Annotated in this window: 19 protein-coding genes; 18 read left to right on the top strand and 1 reads right to left on the bottom strand. The window is 66.7% G+C overall.

Going from position 1 to position 15,378, the window contains the following annotated elements; genetic code table 11:
• Positions 1-482: 482 nt before the first annotated feature.
• Genes Q9R14_RS12045 through Q9R14_RS11985 form a run of 13 tightly spaced genes read left to right on the top strand, consistent with a single transcriptional unit; the run spans position 483 to position 10,520 of the window.
• Positions 483-803, top strand: coding sequence for a TrbC/VirB2 family protein (locus Q9R14_RS12045; RefSeq protein ID WP_164952685.1), 321 nt, complete (start codon positions 483-485; stop codon positions 801-803).
• Positions 803-1,081 (top strand): VirB3 family type IV secretion system protein, encoded by a 279-nt coding sequence (locus Q9R14_RS12040; protein ID WP_293827632.1) that lies wholly within the window; start codon positions 803-805, stop codon positions 1,079-1,081. The genes Q9R14_RS12045 and Q9R14_RS12040 overlap by 1 nt, the downstream gene beginning before the upstream one ends.
• Before the next feature lie 7 nt (positions 1,082-1,088).
• A complete protein-coding gene (gene trbE / locus Q9R14_RS12035) occupies positions 1,089-3,512 on the top strand; it encodes a conjugal transfer protein TrbE (protein WP_306002564.1) in 2,424 nt (807 codons plus the stop codon).
• Positions 3,463-4,212: a conjugal transfer protein TrbJ gene (locus tag Q9R14_RS12030; protein WP_306002563.1), complete on the top strand. Its 750-nt coding sequence runs from the start codon at positions 3,463-3,465 to the stop codon at positions 4,210-4,212. The genes trbE and Q9R14_RS12030 overlap by 50 nt, the downstream gene beginning before the upstream one ends.
• Positions 4,213-4,223: 11 nt before the next feature.
• On the top strand, positions 4,224-5,633 hold the full coding sequence (gene trbL / locus Q9R14_RS12025; RefSeq protein ID WP_306002562.1) for a P-type conjugative transfer protein TrbL: 1,410 nt from the start codon (positions 4,224-4,226) through the stop codon (positions 5,631-5,633).
• Positions 5,634-5,635: 2 nt separating this feature from the next.
• Positions 5,636-6,319: a conjugal transfer protein TrbF gene (gene trbF, locus Q9R14_RS12020; RefSeq protein WP_306002561.1), complete on the top strand. Its 684-nt coding sequence runs from the start codon at positions 5,636-5,638 to the stop codon at positions 6,317-6,319.
• A complete protein-coding gene (locus Q9R14_RS12015; protein WP_306002560.1) occupies positions 6,298-7,326 on the top strand; it encodes a TrbG/VirB9 family P-type conjugative transfer protein in 1,029 nt (342 codons plus the stop codon). Before trbF ends, Q9R14_RS12015 begins: the two co-directional genes overlap by 22 nt.
• Complete coding sequence (locus Q9R14_RS12010) at positions 7,323-8,540, top strand: TrbI/VirB10 family protein (RefSeq protein ID WP_306002559.1); 1,218 nt, start codon at positions 7,323-7,325, stop codon at positions 8,538-8,540. The genes Q9R14_RS12015 and Q9R14_RS12010 overlap by 4 nt, the downstream gene beginning before the upstream one ends.
• Entirely contained in the window at positions 8,537-9,052 is a 516-nt protein-coding gene (locus Q9R14_RS12005) for a S26 family signal peptidase (protein ID WP_306002558.1), read from the top strand. The genes Q9R14_RS12010 and Q9R14_RS12005 overlap by 4 nt, the downstream gene beginning before the upstream one ends.
• An 8-nt stretch (positions 9,053-9,060) precedes the next feature.
• Positions 9,061-9,651 (top strand): lytic transglycosylase domain-containing protein, encoded by a 591-nt coding sequence (locus Q9R14_RS12000; protein WP_306002557.1) that lies wholly within the window; start codon positions 9,061-9,063, stop codon positions 9,649-9,651.
• Positions 9,648-9,929: a hypothetical protein gene (locus Q9R14_RS11995; protein WP_293827608.1), complete on the top strand. Its 282-nt coding sequence runs from the start codon at positions 9,648-9,650 to the stop codon at positions 9,927-9,929. The genes Q9R14_RS12000 and Q9R14_RS11995 overlap by 4 nt, the downstream gene beginning before the upstream one ends.
• Positions 9,922-10,128: a hypothetical protein gene (locus Q9R14_RS11990; protein ID WP_106489357.1), complete on the top strand. Its 207-nt coding sequence runs from the start codon at positions 9,922-9,924 to the stop codon at positions 10,126-10,128. Before Q9R14_RS11995 ends, Q9R14_RS11990 begins: the two co-directional genes overlap by 8 nt.
• Complete coding sequence (locus Q9R14_RS11985) at positions 10,116-10,520, top strand: AlpA family transcriptional regulator (protein WP_293827611.1); 405 nt, start codon at positions 10,116-10,118, stop codon at positions 10,518-10,520. The genes Q9R14_RS11990 and Q9R14_RS11985 overlap by 13 nt, the downstream gene beginning before the upstream one ends.
• Here the strand turns inward: Q9R14_RS11985 and Q9R14_RS11980 are convergent.
• Positions 10,517-10,783, bottom strand: a complete 267-nt coding sequence (locus Q9R14_RS11980; protein ID WP_293827613.1) for a hypothetical protein — start codon at positions 10,781-10,783, stop codon at positions 10,517-10,519. The genes Q9R14_RS11985 and Q9R14_RS11980 overlap by 4 nt on opposite strands.
• Before the next feature lie 48 nt (positions 10,784-10,831).
• Here Q9R14_RS11980 and Q9R14_RS11975 point away from each other — a divergent pair, with 48 nt between their 5' ends.
• The 5 genes from Q9R14_RS11975 (at position 10,832) to Q9R14_RS11955 (ending at position 15,318) form a co-directional block, all read left to right on the top strand.
• Positions 10,832-11,356, top strand: a complete 525-nt coding sequence (locus Q9R14_RS11975; protein ID WP_306002556.1) for a hypothetical protein — start codon at positions 10,832-10,834, stop codon at positions 11,354-11,356.
• Positions 11,357-11,389: 33 nt separating this feature from the next.
• Complete coding sequence (locus tag Q9R14_RS11970) at positions 11,390-11,821, top strand: hypothetical protein (RefSeq protein WP_306002555.1); 432 nt, start codon at positions 11,390-11,392, stop codon at positions 11,819-11,821.
• 101 nt (positions 11,822-11,922) lie between these two features.
• On the top strand, positions 11,923-13,446 hold the full coding sequence (locus tag Q9R14_RS11965; protein WP_306002554.1) for a hypothetical protein: 1,524 nt from the start codon (positions 11,923-11,925) through the stop codon (positions 13,444-13,446).
• Positions 13,447-13,546: 100 nt separating this feature from the next.
• On the top strand, positions 13,547-14,569 hold the full coding sequence (locus Q9R14_RS11960) for a hypothetical protein (RefSeq protein WP_306002553.1): 1,023 nt from the start codon (positions 13,547-13,549) through the stop codon (positions 14,567-14,569).
• Between the two features lie 50 nt (positions 14,570-14,619).
• Positions 14,620-15,318, top strand: coding sequence for a hypothetical protein (locus tag Q9R14_RS11955; protein ID WP_306002552.1), 699 nt, complete (start codon positions 14,620-14,622; stop codon positions 15,316-15,318).
• The last annotated feature ends 60 nt before the right edge of the window (positions 15,319-15,378 follow it).

Below are 15,378 nucleotides of genomic sequence, written 5' to 3'. Positions count from 1 at the left end.
AGGTCTTGCTTCAAGCTCCCACTATCTCACCTTGAAAGGGTAGTTGGGGGAGCCAGTCGTCTAATGTTTTCACCTGGATACCTCGCCGCACGATCATCCAGGCATCGATTGGATGTCCACATCTGGCGGACCGCCACCGGATGGAAGGTCCAGGCTGTGCTCTGTGTCGAGCCGTTGGGCGACGACGGCTACGCGATAAGCATCCCGGCCTAAGGCCAATCTTTCACCTGAAATTGAGGCGGCGTCGTTTGGCAACGAGCGCTGTCGGACACGAAACCCAAGTCGTGGGAAGTCGTCGTCGAAGTCGGGGCGACTTTTGGCCCGCAAGTCATCACAAGTCGTAATTTGAGTCTATGCGAGTTGTTCGATAGTCGTTTGTAAGTCGCGTAAAATAATCGATCCACAGAGTTGACAACCTGTGGATATATTTGCTTGCAATGTGGTGCATCGCGCTGAGACGCGCTGAACACAGGAAGCAAGACATGCGTGGAAGACTTGGGCGCCGCCTGTTCGGCGCGATGATGACGTGCGGCCTGATGATGGCCGGGCCGGCCCTAGCCGGAGGTTCAGGGATGCCCTGGGAAGGGCCGCTCCAGCAGGTGGTCCAGTCCATCACCGGGCCCGTGGTCCAGGCCGCCGCGGTCGTTGCGGTGGTCGTCTTCGGGGCCGGAATCGCGATGAGCGAGAACGGATCCTCGATGCGGCGCGGTCTGGGCATCATGTTCGGCCTTTGCATCGCCTTCGCGGCCTCGACCTTCTTCCTCGACTTCTTCGGCTTCGCCGGCGGTGCGGAGATCGGATGATGGCCGGCTCCCTCGAAGACGGCCGACCGGAGGGCTGGGATCTTCCGGTCGCCCAGGCCCTGACCGAGCCGGTCCTCATGGCGGGGATGCCTCGGGACTACGCCATCGCCATGGGGACGATCGCGGTGGTGCTCGGCCTTGCCCTGCGGATCTGGTGGCTCGGCCTTCTGTGGTGGGCCGTTGCCCACGCGATCGGGTTGTGGGCGGCCAGAGCGGACCGCCGGTTCTTCGATGTGCTTCGGCGCCACCTCGCCCTGCCTGGCCATCTGGACGCGTGAGGGGCAGATGCGCTTTCTCGAAGAACATCGCAGACGCCCGGCGGCCCTCGCCGATCATCTGCCCTGGGCCGCCCTCGTGGCTCCCGGTGTGGTGCTGAACAAGGATGGCTCGTTCACGACCGGCTTCCGGTTCCGGGGACCGGACTTGGAATCCTCGACCGAGGACGAGCTGATGGCCGTCCGGGCGCGTCTGAACAATGCGCTGAAGCGTCTCGGGACGGGCTGGTGCCTGCATATGGAGGCGCGCCGCCGTGAGGCCGCCCCCTATCCGGAGAGCGCGTTCGACCTGGATGTCGCCTGGCTTCTCGACGAGGAACGTCGGAGCCGCTTCGAGGCTGGCGACCCGGCCTTCGAGACGGATTTTCGCCTGGCCCTGACTTGGCTGCCGCCGGCCGACGAGACGCGGAGAATGGAGCGCTGGCTGTTCGACGGCCTGGCCAAGGGCGGCGCGGACTGGCGCCAGGCCGTGGCGGTCTTCACCCGTGAGGCGGCGACCACGCTCGACCTCCTGTCGGACGCCCTGCCCGAGATCGATCCGCTCGACGACACCGAACTGCTGACCTGGTTGCACGACTGTGTGTCGCCGAGGACCTTCCCGGTCGCCGCGCCGGATTCACCGATGTATCTGGACGCCTGGCTGGCGGACGCCGACCTTTCCGGCGGGATCGCTCCGCGACTGGGCGATCGATGGCTCAAGGTCGTGTCCGTACGCGGTCTGCCGTCGGTCACCCGGCCTGGCCTGCTCGATGCGCTCGGCGCCCTGCCGTTTCCCTACCGCTGGACGGCCCGCTGGATCGGTCTCGACAAGCCGGAGGCCGAGCGGGAGATCGTCAAACTGAGGAAGCGCTGGTTCGCCAAGAGAAAGGGCGTCGGTGTCCTGCTGCGCGAAGCCATCACCAAGGAGGAGGTGCCGCTCCTCGATACCGACGCGGCCTCCAAGACCGAGGAGTGCGATGGGGCGCTGGCCGCCCTCGGTGCCGAGGCCTGCGCCTTCGGCTATCTGACCCTGACGGTGACCGTGCTTGACGCGACGGAGGCCGGCGCCGCCGCCAAGGCGCGGGCCATCGAGGCCGCGTTGAACGCTCAGGGGCTGCTGGCCCGGATCGAGGACCTCAATGCCGTGGAGGCCTGGCTTGGCTCCCTGCCGGGCGAGCCCTATGCCGACGTCCGCCGACCGCTCGTCTCGACCCTGAATCTGGCCGATCTGCTGCCGGTTTCGGCGGTCTGGGCCGGCCCGTCCGTGGACCTCAATCTGGACGGCCCACCGCTGGCGACGGCCCGGACGACGGGGTCCACACCTTTCCGGCTGGTGCTCCACGTCGGCGATGTCGGCCATGCCATGGTGGTCGGACCAACGGGCTCGGGCAAGAGCGCGCTACTCTCGTTTTTGGCCCTGCAGTGGTTCCGCTATCCCGAAGCGCGGGTGGTTTTCTTCGACAAGGGCCGCTCGGCCCGGGCCGCGACGCTGGCCGCCGGCGGCTGCTGGCGCGCGCTGGAGCCCGGCGCCCGGTTTTCGCTGCAGCCTCTGGCAGGCATCGACCAGGAGATCGAACGGGCCTGGGCGTCGGAATGGATCGCAGAGACCGTCCGGCTCGCGGGGCTGGAGCCTGTGCCAAGGATCCGTGAAGAGATCTGGGCGGCGCTCGCGGCCCTGGCCGACGCCCCCGTGGCGCAGCGCACCCTGACGGTCTTCTGCGCCCTGGTGCAGGACAAGGCGGTCGCCGCCGCGCTGGAGCCCCTGACACTCAAAGGTCCGCACGGCGCCCTGCTCGACGGAGAGGGCGAGGTGCTGGTTCCCAGTCGGTTCGACACCTTCGAGCTGGAAAGCCTGATGGCCACACCCTCGGCCGTGGCGCCGGTCCTCTCGGCGCTCTTCCATCATCTCGAAGGCAGCTTCGACGGTCGACCCACACTGCTGGTGCTCGACGAGGCTTGGCTCTTCCTCGGCGAGACCGCCTTTGCCGCCAAGATCAGGGAATGGCTCAAGACGCTGCGCAAGAAGCGGGTCGCCGTCGTGTTCGCGACCCAGAGCCTGGACGACGTCGCCGCCTCGCCGATCGCGACCAGTCTCATCGAGAGCTGCCCGACTCAGGTCTTCCTCCCCAACCCCCGCGCGCTCGAACCGTCTTCGGCGCGCCTCTATCAGGGGTTCGGCCTGAACCGCCGCCAGCTTGAGCTGATCGCCTTCGCCACGCCAAAGCGGGCCTATTACTGGCGCCAGCCGCGCGGCCGACGCCTGTTCGATCTGCGCCTGACCGGCGTGGCCCTCGCCCTGTGCGGGGCCAGCGCGCCGGAAGACCAGACCCTCATCGACGACATCCTCGCCGCCTCCGGAGAGGTCGGATTCGCGCGGGAATTTCTCACAGCCAAGGGAGTGCACAATGTTGATGCTGTTTTCGACGCCTTCGCCCGACCGCTCGCGGCCGAATAGGCCGGTCCAGATACTGGCCATCGGCCTCGTCGCCGTCAGCCTGCTGGCGACCGCGACCCCGGCGCCTGCACAACAGGTCGTCTTTGACCCCCGCAACCACATCGAAAATGCGCTCCAGGCGGCGCGCCAGCTGGAGAGCCTGGCCAACGAGGCCAAGAGCCTTGCGGCCTCGCCTTACAGCCACCTGACCGGGAACAGCCAGTCGTTGCGCGACATGGCCGAACTGGCCCGTACGGCGCGCGGGATCGCCAGCTCGGTCAGCGGCCTGGAGCAGCAGTTCCAGAGCCTCTATCCCGATGACCTGTCCGGCTCAGACATGCTGCGACTTCTGGAACAGGGTCAGGCCCGGACCGCCAACGCCAGGCGCACGGCCGAGGATGTTGCGCGCACGGCGGCCGAGCTCGAACGTCTTGGACAAGGACGCAATCAGAGGCTGACAGGCGCCCTCTCGGCCAGCGAGGCCGCTTCAGGCCAGACCGCCGCGATCCAGTCCTCCAACCAGATGCTGGCCGTCCTCGCCGAGGATCTGGCGGCGCTGCGCACCATCATGCTGGCCCAGTCCCGGCTTCTGGCCGAGGCGACGGCCAGAGACGCCGCGACCCAGGCTTCGGGGGACGAGGGCCGTCGCCGCCGCTGGGCGGGCTCGGCCGGAACGCCCGCCGCACCAACCTTCGATCCCCTGTCGCACGCGCGGGACTGAGGAGCGGAACGATGTCGGTCGGAGTGGAAACCCCCAATGAGCTGATGGTGGTGTTCTCCAACACCATCTCGGCCGGGTTCGACGCCCTGCAGGGCGCGGTCAACGGCGTCTTCGGGCTCCTGATTGTCCTGGTCGTCGCCCTGACCGGGATCCAGTGGGCGATGTCTTCCAATCGCGAAGTGCTGGCCTCCGGCTTTGGAAAGGTGCTGCTGATCGGAGCCTTCGCTTGGCTGATCAACGACTGGCAACAGCTGTCCGAGACGATCTACGCCGGGTTCATTGAACTGGGTCTGACGGCCGGGGGCGGATCGCTCAGCCGGGCCGACTTCCTCAATCCGGGGGCCATCCTGGCCCAGGGTTGGGAGATCGTGAAGGCGTTGGGCGAGACCCCTGCGCCCGTCGACAATCCGCTCGACGTGGTCGGCAACATGGCAGACGCTCTGATCCTGGGCCTGGCCATGATCGGCATCATGCTGGCCTTCGCCGTGCTGGCGCTGCAGATCATCGTCGCCCTGCTCGAGTTCAAGATCGTCACTCTGGGCGGGTTCATCCTCCTGCCCTTCGGCATCTGGAACAAGTCCGCCTTTCTGGCCGAACGGCCCTTGGGCTACGTCGTGTCGTCGGGCCTGAAGGTGCTCGCCCTGGCCATCGTGATCTCCGGGGCCCGAACCGTCTTCGACCAGCTCCAGCCTTCGGCCAATCCCGACATCTACGAAGCGTTGAGCATCCTCGTCGCCTCGATCCTTCTGGCCATGCTGGCGATGTTCATCCCCAATCTGGCTTCGGCCCTGGTGACGGGCGGGCCGGCCCTGGGCGCCGGGGCCGCCATCACGGCCGGAATCGCCGTCGGCGGCAGCGCCGCTTTGGCCGGAGCCGGGATCGCGGGTGCGGGCACGGCGGTCGCAGGCGGCGCGGCTAAGATGTCTGGCCCGGCCCGGGCCGCGGCCGGCGCTGGAGGCGGCCGATCCCCGACCCCGCCAATGTCGCCTCCGCCCTCGACGCCTCCCAAACCCTCCAATGACAATCCGTCGCCGTCCGGTCCGCGTCGACCATCGGGCGGGGCGATGTCAGCCGCGCCCTCGCCTTCCCCTGGCGGCGTGTCTGAGCCCGCCGTGGCTTGGCAGCCTCGCCAGGCATCGGGTTCGGCTTCGGGCGAAGCCACAGGATCCGGCGGCGCGGCCAACGATGGCGGCGGGGCGCGTCCGGGCCGGCCGGCCGAGAAGATCGCCGCGGAGACCCAGGCCGCCCGGTCCGACTTCCATCAGGCCGCCGCTCGGTCGGCTGCGTCCGGCGGGTCGAAGCCGCCTGCGCGCGCCCAGGCCCTGCAAGCCTTCTTCGTCGCCAACGCCGGGCGCGGCCTCATGCCTGCTGGCGAAACCAGCGGCGTCCTGTCTCCCAACCTGAGAACCGAGGAGTCCTGACCATGCACCCCTTCTTTCGTCCCAAACGCGCCCTGGCCTCGGCGCCCGAGACGACCCCCTATCAGCGCGCCAGCCAGATCTGGGACGACCGCATGGGCCTGTCCCTGGCCCATGCCCGGAACTGGCGCCGTATCGCCGTCGCCAATCTGGTCCTCGCCGGTTTCCTCGGAGCGGGCTGGTGGGTGCAGGCCGACAGGGCTGTCGTCAAACCCTTTGTGGTCGAGGTCTCCGATCTCGGACAGACCCAGAGGATCACGGCGATCGGCGGCCGCTACGAACCGACCGAAGCCCAGATCGGCCACGCGCTGGCCGGCTGGGTGCGCGATGTCCGCTCCAAATCCATCGACCCCATCGTCATCCGGCAGAACTGGCTTCGGGCTTACGACCTGATGACCCCCAAGGCGGCGAGCTTCCTCAACGCCTGGGCCCAGAGCCATGACCCGTTCGCCGAGGTCGGACGCGAGGCCGTCAACGTCGAGGTGCTCAACGTCGTGCGGCGCACCGAGCGGACCTACGATCTGCAATGGCGCGAGACCCGCTTCGTCAACGGCCAGCAGGCCGGCGTCGAGCGCTGGCGCGCCCTGATCACCACCACGACCCAGCCGCCCCGTACCGAGGCCGAGCTGATGAAGAACCCCCTTGGACTGAAAATCGAGGACGTATCATGGACCCCCGACGCTTCCTGATCCTGGCCGGCCTGGGACTCAGCCTGTCCGGCTGCGCCGTGTTCGGCCGAACATCCGGGCCGCCGCAGGTGTCGCCCCCGCCTGTCGTTATGGCCGAGGCTGCCGTCATCGCCGAAGCCGTCGCCTTGCCGCAATCGACAGTGCCGATGGATGATGCGCTGGTCGCCGATGCGACCCCGGCGCCCGCCGTTCCCGTCGGCACGCCCTATGAAGCGCAGCCGACGGCCGTGGCGCCAACGACGGGGATGACCGGCCGCCGCGCCATCGTCGCCGCCAATCTGGACGCCCGGGCCGCCTCGCGATCGGACGCCTTCGTCGGCGGGGTCCAGGTGTTCGCCTGGTCTCCGGGTCGGGTGTTCGAGGTCTGGACCGCGCCTCTGCGGGTCACCACCCTGACCCTGGGGGCCGGCGAGACCCTCATCTCCAAGGCGGCGGGAGACACCATCCGTTGGCAGATCGGGGAGACCAGCTCAGGCGACGGCGCAGGTCAGCGAACCCACGTCCTGCTCAAGCCGCTGCAACGAGGACTCGAGACCAACCTGGTCCTGACCACCAACCGACGGGTCTATTTCATCGACCTGAAGAGCGGTGACCCCTCAGGCTTCAATGCCGCGATCGCGTGGGACACCGGGGCGATGGATCCCCCGGCCATGGCGCCGATCGTCGAGCCCGCAGAGATCCGCGTGTCGCACCCTGTGGCGATGCCGGAGGGACCGATCGACGCCCGCTACCGGATAGAGCCGCAAGGGCGCCGTGCACGGTGGACGCCGGCTTCGGTCTTCAACGACGGGCAGCGCACCTTCATCACCTTCGATCCCGATCTTCAGATCGACGAGGCGCCGGCCCTGTTCGTGATCGCCGCCGATGGCGAGACCCAGATGGTCAACTACCGCCAGGCCGGAGGTCTGTTCATCGTCGATCGCGTCTTCGATCGCGCCGAGCTCAGGCTCGGCGATCGACGCCCCCAGATCGTTCGTATCCGCCGTCTCCAGGGAGCCGCCCGATGACCGCGTTCCAGGATAGCCCCCACAATCCCGACGATGTCGCTTCTTCGGCAGGGTCTGGCGTCGGCCCTGAGGTCAGACCCGACCTGACCAGCGCGGCCAAGGCGCCGCCGCCTGGCCTATCGATGCGGGCTCCGCGTCCGCCGGTCACCCGGCTGCGCAAGTCGGTCGTCCAGACGATCGTGATCGGCGGCGTGATCCTCGTCTCCGGCTCCCTGGCCTGGGCCTTCGTCGTCCAGCCGGAACTGCGCGACAGCGCCCGGCTCCGCGCTGTCGAGGGTCGGGAAGAGCAGGCCCGGGGCTCCGTTCGACCCTCCGAAGCTGTCACCGACCAGCCCGCGACCTATGACCGGCTGCCCGAGCCGCGAAATGGGGGCGAGCCCGAGACGGCTGAGCCTGGTGTTCAGCCGCCGCCGCCCGCGCCGGCCCGGTATAGCGCCGGTTATGCGCCATCGCGGACGACCCGCGCGACCGGACAAAGTCCGGGCGACCAGGCGGCGCGATCGGGCTTGTTCTTCGAGGGGCAATCGACCGGGGCCGTTCCTGCCGCGCGTGCCGGGACGGGTCCAGCGACGGCCGGCGCTCGTGCGGACACTGCGGACATCGGCGCCACCTATAATGGCCACACCCTGACGGCGCCGCTGTCGCCCTATGAGCTGAAGGCTGGCGCGATCATTCCTGCGGTCCTGTTGACCGGGGTGGACACCGCGCGCGCCGGGCCGGTCGTCGCGACGGTGTCGCAGAATGTCTATGACACCGTCAGCGGCCGCCATCTCGTCCTGCCCCAGGGGACCCGGCTTATCGGCCGTCATGAGGGCGAAAGCGCCTATGGCGACCGGAGGGCCTTCCTGACCTGGGACCGGCTGATCCTGCCCAACGGCAAGAGCTTGGTGCTGACCGGTGAGCCCGGCGTTGATGCGCAAGGCGCCGTGGGCGTGCGCGGCCATGTCGATCGGCGGCTGTTCCCCTTGCTGGTCGGAACCCTGTTCGCCGGCGCGATCACCACCCTGGGTCAGATCGCACGCGACGGCGATGGCGAGGGATCAGGTGGCCTGCTCGGCGACGCCGGGGACGCCGCCGCCATCGAGGGCTCCCAGGTCGGGGGGCGGCTTGTGGACCGGGAGCTCGACGTTCGGCCGTCGATCCGTCTGCGCGCCGGCGCGCCGGTCCGCGTGATGATCACCCGCGACCTGATCCTGGAGCCGTACCGGCCATGACCTGGACACCTCTCGATACTGGAAACCGCTGGGCCGTGCTCGGCGTCACCGTTTTCTTCCTCACCCTGGGCGCTCTGATTGCCGAGCAGACGCCAGCCCTGGCTTTGGTCAACGAGAGCCCCAGCGTCCCGCGTGGCCTGTATCTGCGACATCCGCGCGGCGCGCTGGAGACGGGCGCGATGGTCGCTCTGCCCCAACCCCCGATCGCCCGGCGCTACCTGGGCGCGCTCGGCATGCCGGACGAGGTCCTTTTGATCAAACGGGTCGCGGCCGTCGGCGGCGATCCCGTCTGCCGGCAGGGAAGTGCGGTTCGAATGCCCGGCCGCGTGGCTCACGTTCTGGATCGTGATCGGCGCGGCGCGGTTCTGCCCGGCTGGACCGGCTGCCGTCGGCTCGCGCCGGACGAGCTCTTCCTGCTCGGCGACACGCCGGGAAGTTTCGACAGTCGTTATTTTGGACCCGTCCGGACCCGAGACCTGGAGGGGGTGTTTCGGGAGACCCTGACATGGTGAGATCCTTTTTGGCCGTTCTGGCTCTGGCGCTTGCAGCGGGCAACGCATCCGCTCAAACGGTCGACTGGCGCAACGCCGGCGGCGATCTGTTCGGCCGTCCCGCCGCGCATCCTATGTCGGACGTGGCCGGCGTCGATGACCTCACGCCCCGACTTCCGCCCCTGTCACAGCCGTTCATGGACGCGATCGCCGTCGCCGCCGAGCGCCACGGCATCGACCCCAAGATGCTTCATGCCCTGGTGATCGTGGAATCCGCATACCGGGTCGATGCCGTGTCTCCGGTCGGGGCCGGCGGCCTGACGCAGTTGATGCCGGGAACGGCGGCGGATCTCGCGGTCAGGGACCGGTTCGATCCCATCGAGAACCTCAACGGCGGAGCGGACTATCTGGCCCGGCAGCTGCTCCGCTTTGGGGACGTCCGGCTTGCGTTCGCGGCGTATAATTCGGGACCGGATCGCGTCGCCCGGCTCGGGCGCATACCGAACATAGCGGAGACGCAAGCCTATGTGGCCGCAGCCGTTGACTGCTACCTCGCGCTCTCGGCCGGGCGGGGCGCCCGCAGTTCCCGGGAGTGCCGTGCGCCGGAGACTGATCGATGATCCCCGCCACAGAACCGGTGGCGGCGGTGACTGACGCCGCCGATGAGGATCTGCTGACCCGCAAGGAAGCGTCCGCCTTCCTGGTGCAGTTCGGCATCCGCATGAAGCCCGAGACCCTCGCCAGGCTGTGGTCCACCGGAGGCAACGGCCCTCCCTGTCTCCACGTTCGGCACAGGCCCTACTATCCGCGCGGCGTGCTGCGCGCCTGGGCCTTGAACCAGGTCAGCGACCTTCGCGCGTCTGCCCCGCCCGCGGCCAGGGGTCGGCGTCATGGCTGAGGCGGGATTGGAAGGGTTCAGAACGGAGTGGGCGCCCAGCGTGGCGGACTTGCTGATCGACCCGGCGGTCAGTTTCGCCCTGAAGGACGTTCTTCGCACCTGGGAGGTTCGAGATCCGGTGGATGCGGCGCGAGACGCCCGATTGCTGGCCGAGGTTCTGGAGCGCCGGGCGGACGAGGCGGTGTCATGGACAGTGTGAGCGAGCCGCCTCCTTTCGACGCGTTGGAAGACCGGATTCTCCCCTGGTCGCAGGTGAAGGTGATCTGCGGTCTGAGCCGGACAACGGTCTGGCGTATGCAGAAGACCGGAGATTTCCCGGCCTGCGTCCAGGTCTCGCAAAACCGGGTCGGATGGTGGCAGAGCGAGCTGCTGGCGTGGCGACGGGCGAGGACACCAAAGCGTTTGCCGGAGCCCCGGGCCATAGTGGCGGCGCCGGAGCCGGTTAAACGGCCAGTCAGGAGAACCCTGGAAGAGCCGCCTAGATCACCGGCGCCTGAGGTTGCGACCGGTTCGGATCAGCCCGTCAGGAGCCGTCGGAAACGGAAATCTGGTGTTCCGGAGAACCAGGCTGCGTTCGACTTCGGAGGCTAGGGGGCGGACCGGGTCGATTGGACCCGCTTGAAACGGACGCGGTCGGCGCCGGCGATCAGAAAGGCGTCGAAGCCGGCGTCGCCCCAGGCCTTGCGTTGAACGTGGGTCGCGGCCGGGTCGGTTGTGTTCGCCCACCACTGCGGCAGGCTGGCGCTCTTGGGCAGCATATAGCCGATCTTTCGCTCCATCTCGGCGAAAGAGAGCTCGACTTCATCGGTCTTCAGTTTGCGGAGATAGTCCCGAAGCGGATCATACTTGCCCATTGACCTACAAAGCCGGACAGCGGCGTCATTGCCAAGGGACAGGCGCGAATGAAGACTTACGCTGAGGCCCTGGAGCCCGACGCCCGATACCGGATCGTGATGACGGATGACCCGGTCGACGGCCTGCGCCCGTTGAGCTTCCGCGACCACTACGACATGGTCGCGGATCTGGAGCTGCCTGCGGGCGCGCCGGACGTCGTGGTCAGGATCTACGCGCGCGCCCTGAACGCCTTGATCTACGGCTGGCTCGACTATGAACTGATGGTGGTCGCCGCCGGCCAGGCCCTGGCCAGTCTCGAGTTCGCTCTGAAGACCCGACTGGGTGCTGACGCCAGGAAGATGCCCGGCCTCGCAAGGCGTCTGGGCTATGCGGTTGATCGGAACATTTTATCGCCGCCGCAGAAAAGTCAGTGGGGCGACGATCATCAGTTGCTGGTCCATATTCGCAACGAGATCGCCCACGGAAGCGAGCACGTCTATCCGCCGAACCTTGCAGCGATCATATTCGATCGCTGTCGGGCCCTGATTTGTGAGCTCAACGACCTTCCGGCGCCGAACCTCAGACAGCGATGACGGCGTCGTTCTTCAGGGCCTGGTGAGACCGATATGGACAAGTTCGAGCTTCTGAGGACGTTCTGCGAAAGCGCGATCTCGCGACCGGAACAGAGCAGGCCGGGCGTCATTTCGTGGAGCGACCAGTCTCGGCTGCTCTGGCCGGAGGCGCAGTATTTCGCTCCGTGGCGCGATGTCGCCTATGCCCCGGCATCGGAACCCGCAGCCGACGCGGCGATTGAGAATCGCGTCCGCCTCAAGCGCTGGACTCGGGTTTCGCCGGAGGCCGGCCGGGTGCTGGGCTCTCGCCTGACGCAGGCGCTTTCAGTGATGCAGGTCAATGAAATCGCTGGCGAGCGTGCAGGAACGACCTTTCCGTCGGGACTGGACGACAAGGCGCTGACCGCGGCCCTGTTGATCTACTGGTGCTACGCGATGGAGCTGCCCTTGGCAGAGTCGGGCGGCGCGCCGGCAGGGCGCGCCTGACCCCCGAGCTTCGGAATTGGAGATCCCAGAGTTGAAGGCGAGCGGACGTCCGAATCTGGCGCACACTCGAGGCAGTTCGTCCTGAACATCCGGATTCCTCGATGACCGCATCCTTCTCTCTTGTCATGCCCGACCTCAGAGCGGTTTCCGACGAGGACCTTGAGTCCTTGCTGCCCCAGGCAGACGGCGCCTGGAGCCGGCAAACCAAGGCCCTGATGCTCAGCCTGGGCGCGCAGAAGCTCAATCTGAACAGCAACTGGGCCGAGGTCCGGCGTGACTGGGTCTGTGAGGCCTGTCAGCGCCGCAAGCCCGAGATCGCGCGGGTCAGCGATAACGGTGTCCTTCTGTGCCAGCTGGAATGGCATCACGACCACCTGCGCGACCACGCCAAAAAGATGCTTCGCCCGTTGGTGAACACGGAAGACCGGACCCCGGGAGCCCGGGACCTCCGGCGCGGCGTCGACGCCTGCAAGGACCTCACCATGCGGTTCTTCACAACGCTCATCTGCAACGACTGCAATACCGCCGAGGGGAAGGCCAAGAGCCGGCTGGGCGACCTGATCCCCAGCTATTTCAGCTTCTCGCCCCGCGAGATCATGCGCTTCATCCAGGTGAAGCCCAACCGGATGCATGGGATCGACAATGAGGCGGTCCGTGTCGTCTGGAACGAGGTCGAGCGCGACGTTGCGGACCGCCTCGCCTTTCTCGACATCCTTGCGGGGCGTCTGAAAGCGGGAGGCCATCGCATCCAGGGCAATCCACCGCAGTTCTGGAGCCCACACGTCCTGACGTCGATCGTGCCCCGCCTCGCATCGCAGCAGGGCCACGACGCAGAAAGCCTTTATCGGATACCCGGCATCGTTTCGGAACGCTCGGTGCGTCACGACGGCTTTGGCGTTTCGCCCCGTCTCAAGCGGACCGCCTCGCGAAGACCGAGCCTGGAAGACCTCGCGGCCTTCAGGACCTCCCAAGGCGTCGAGACACCCTGGCGGCGGGTCGTCCCGGACTGGCGGTGCGAGGTCTGCCGGCGCGATCGGAGCGAGGCGCTCCGACTTTCGGGAAAGGGCAAATGGACGGGACGCCTGCATCGTCACATGGTTTTCACGGCCGAGCGCGATCCCCAGGCCTTGTTCTGGCGTGTCGGGGATGAGAGCTGGATGGGGGCGTTCCGATCCTATCGGGTCGTATACATCTGTCAGGACTGCCGCCAGGTCGTGACGGACCTGCGATCGATCGACGCCTCGTATTCGGAGAATGCGCTGAGCGTCTCCGATCTTCGTGATCTCGTGACCGATATCGCGCCCAACCGAAAACACGACGTCGACATCCCCGCTGCGCGAGCGCGCGCAGATCAGAACTATGAGTATCTGGGGCTGATCGACGACTACAACCGGCATCGGTCCCAGAGCATCAGCCTGACCATCGAACTGACCACCCTGACGGGGGAGTTCCGGATGGGCCAGGAGGAGGCGCTCATCGAACTGAGGCCGCTCGCCTGGGCGCCCGGCTTTTCTGACGATCAACTCCGGGAACGACTCGACTGGCTGCTCCTGGAGGGGCGTCGGCTCAGGCGCGAAGACCTCGAACGTGACGCGGACCTTCTTCCAATGGAGCCCCGAGCCTGACGTTGGCGATTGGCGGCGGACCGGTGGCTGAAACGCCGCCACGACAACAATAATAACATTAGATTGAATGGTAACATTGCCAGTGTTATCGTGCAGTCCAATGTTATCGAACGCGACATCTTTTGGGAGCCTGGGCCGTCTCTTCGACGATGCGGCGGCCTACGTCACGCAGCTGTTCGACATCCGATTGACGTTCAAGGAGGCCGACGTGGGCCTCCTGCCGTTCTTCCTGACGGATCGCTATCGTCTGGCCGAAACGAGCCTGTTCGGCCGAAAGCTGCTCATTCTCGCCACGCCCGGCCAGGACGCAGAAACGCCGGCGACGATCGCCAAACATATCCAGACCGCCCGCTCGACATCGGACGCGTTCGTGGTTGTCTTTCTGACCGACGCCCTGAGCTCGGCCAATCGCCAGCGTCTTATCCAGCAGGGCGTCAACTTCATCGTCCCCGGCAATCAGCTGTTCCTGCCCGAGCTCGGCGCCGATCTGCGTGAGTATTTCCGGTCAGAGGTCCGGCCGGCCGTGGAACAGTTGACCCCGGCCGCCCAGGTCGTGGTCCTGGCCTCGTTGCTTCGTGAGGACCTCGATGGCCAGACGCCCAAGTCCCTGGCCGAGCGGTTTCAATATTCCGCCATGAGCACCGGGCGGGTGGTCGATGAACTGCAGCGGCATGACATCCTCAACATCGATGTTCGCGGGCGGGAGCGTCGCATCACTTTCAAGCAGGAGGGCGACGACCTCTGGCGGGCGGTCCGTGATTTGCTTCAGTCGCCCGTCCGTGCCCGTCGCCTGGTCAGGCCGTTTCCCGAGGCCCAGGCGCTGCCGCTGGCCGGGGAATCCGCCTTGTCGGAGTACACCCTCCTCGGTCCTCCCGTTCATGAAACCCGGGCGGTCTCCGCACGTCAGTGGAAGGGGCTGGTCTACCAGCACGACCTTCAGCCGGCCGACGATCGGGACCCGGAAGCCATCCGCATCGAAACCTGGTCTTACGATCCCCGTCTGCTTTGCCATCACGGACCCGTAGTGGATCGCCTCTCCCTGTATCTGAGCCTGGAGGATCGTCATGACGAACGCCTCGATCAGGCCATCGACACCCTCATGGAGCCCTTCGGATGGTCGTAGGCATTGATGTGTTCAAGGCGGCCTTCGCGGGCTTCGAGGACCAGTACACATTGATCGGCGGCGCGGCGGCCGAGATCCACATGACCGGCGCCGGTCTGCCGTTCCGGGCCACAAAGGATCTCGATCTGGTCCTCTGTCTCGAGGCCCTGAAACCGGAGTTCGTCCAGGCCTTCTGGGCTTTCATCGACGCCGGCGGCTATCAGACCCGTGAACGCAGCGACGGCGCGAGGGATTTCTTCCGATTCACCCATCCTTCCGACAAAACCTATCCGGCGATGATCGAGCTGTTCTCGCGGCTGCCCGATGTCATCACCGTGCCGGAGGGCGCGCGCCTCACGCCCATACCGCTTGACGGAACGGTCGAGAGCCTGTCGGCCATGCTGCTGGACGACGCCTATTACGCCTTGCTCAAGGACGGAACGACAGAGATGGAGGGCGTCCCTGTCATCGACGTCCAGACCCTCATTCCCTTCAAGGCGTTCGCCTACAACAATCTGGCGCGCGACCGGGCGGACGGCCAGCCGGTTGATAGCCGGAATGTCACCAAGCATCGCAATGATGTGTTCAAGCTCCTTCAGCTGTTGGGGCCGGCAGTGACCCTAGTGCTCCCGGATGGGATCGCCGCCGATCTGCGGGCCTTTGTCGAAGCGGTCGAGGCGGACAAAACCTTTGATCCGAAAGCGCTGAAACTCACGCCCCCTGACGCGGGGCAACTCGTCGCGCGGCTCAAGGCCGTCTACAACCTCTAGCGAGATCGCGACGGCGAAGCATGCGACGGATCAACAAACAGCGCGGCGGAACAAAACAGG

It is taken from the genome of Brevundimonas sp. C43, from assembly GCF_030732185.1.
Lineage (GTDB): Bacteria > Pseudomonadota > Alphaproteobacteria > Caulobacterales > Caulobacteraceae > Brevundimonas > Brevundimonas diminuta_C.
This window is presented reverse-complemented; position numbering and strand designations above follow the sequence as displayed.

What these genes read in the sequence shown, in the direction of transcription:
- Q9R14_RS12045 (WP_164952685.1), top strand. Translation starts at nt 483, where the DNA reads ATGCGTGGAAGACTTGGGCGCCGCCTGTTCGGCGCGATGATGACGTGC.
- Q9R14_RS12040 (WP_293827632.1), top strand. Translation starts at nt 803, where the DNA reads ATGGCCGGCTCCCTCGAAGACGGCCGACCGGAGGGCTGGGATCTTCCG.
- trbE (WP_306002564.1), top strand. Translation starts at nt 1,089, where the DNA reads ATGCGCTTTCTCGAAGAACATCGCAGACGCCCGGCGGCCCTCGCCGAT.
- Q9R14_RS12030 (WP_306002563.1), top strand. Translation starts at nt 3,463, where the DNA reads ATGTTGATGCTGTTTTCGACGCCTTCGCCCGACCGCTCGCGGCCGAAT.
- trbL (WP_306002562.1), top strand. Translation starts at nt 4,224, where the DNA reads ATGTCGGTCGGAGTGGAAACCCCCAATGAGCTGATGGTGGTGTTCTCC.
- trbF (WP_306002561.1), top strand. Translation starts at nt 5,636, where the DNA reads ATGCACCCCTTCTTTCGTCCCAAACGCGCCCTGGCCTCGGCGCCCGAG.
- Q9R14_RS12015 (WP_306002560.1), top strand. Translation starts at nt 6,298, where the DNA reads ATGGACCCCCGACGCTTCCTGATCCTGGCCGGCCTGGGACTCAGCCTG.
- Q9R14_RS12010 (WP_306002559.1), top strand. Translation starts at nt 7,323, where the DNA reads ATGACCGCGTTCCAGGATAGCCCCCACAATCCCGACGATGTCGCTTCT.
- Q9R14_RS12005 (WP_306002558.1), top strand. Translation starts at nt 8,537, where the DNA reads ATGACCTGGACACCTCTCGATACTGGAAACCGCTGGGCCGTGCTCGGC.
- Q9R14_RS11995 (WP_293827608.1), top strand. Translation starts at nt 9,648, where the DNA reads ATGATCCCCGCCACAGAACCGGTGGCGGCGGTGACTGACGCCGCCGAT.
- Q9R14_RS11990 (WP_106489357.1), top strand. Translation starts at nt 9,922, where the DNA reads ATGGCTGAGGCGGGATTGGAAGGGTTCAGAACGGAGTGGGCGCCCAGC.
- Q9R14_RS11985 (WP_293827611.1), top strand. Translation starts at nt 10,116, where the DNA reads ATGGACAGTGTGAGCGAGCCGCCTCCTTTCGACGCGTTGGAAGACCGG.
- Q9R14_RS11980 (WP_293827613.1), bottom strand. Translation starts at nt 10,783, where the DNA reads ATGGGCAAGTATGATCCGCTTCGGGACTATCTCCGCAAACTGAAGACC.
- Q9R14_RS11975 (WP_306002556.1), top strand. Translation starts at nt 10,832, where the DNA reads ATGAAGACTTACGCTGAGGCCCTGGAGCCCGACGCCCGATACCGGATC.
- Q9R14_RS11970 (WP_306002555.1), top strand. Translation starts at nt 11,390, where the DNA reads ATGGACAAGTTCGAGCTTCTGAGGACGTTCTGCGAAAGCGCGATCTCG.
- Q9R14_RS11965 (WP_306002554.1), top strand. Translation starts at nt 11,923, where the DNA reads ATGACCGCATCCTTCTCTCTTGTCATGCCCGACCTCAGAGCGGTTTCC.
- Q9R14_RS11960 (WP_306002553.1), top strand. Translation starts at nt 13,547, where the DNA reads ATGTTATCGAACGCGACATCTTTTGGGAGCCTGGGCCGTCTCTTCGAC.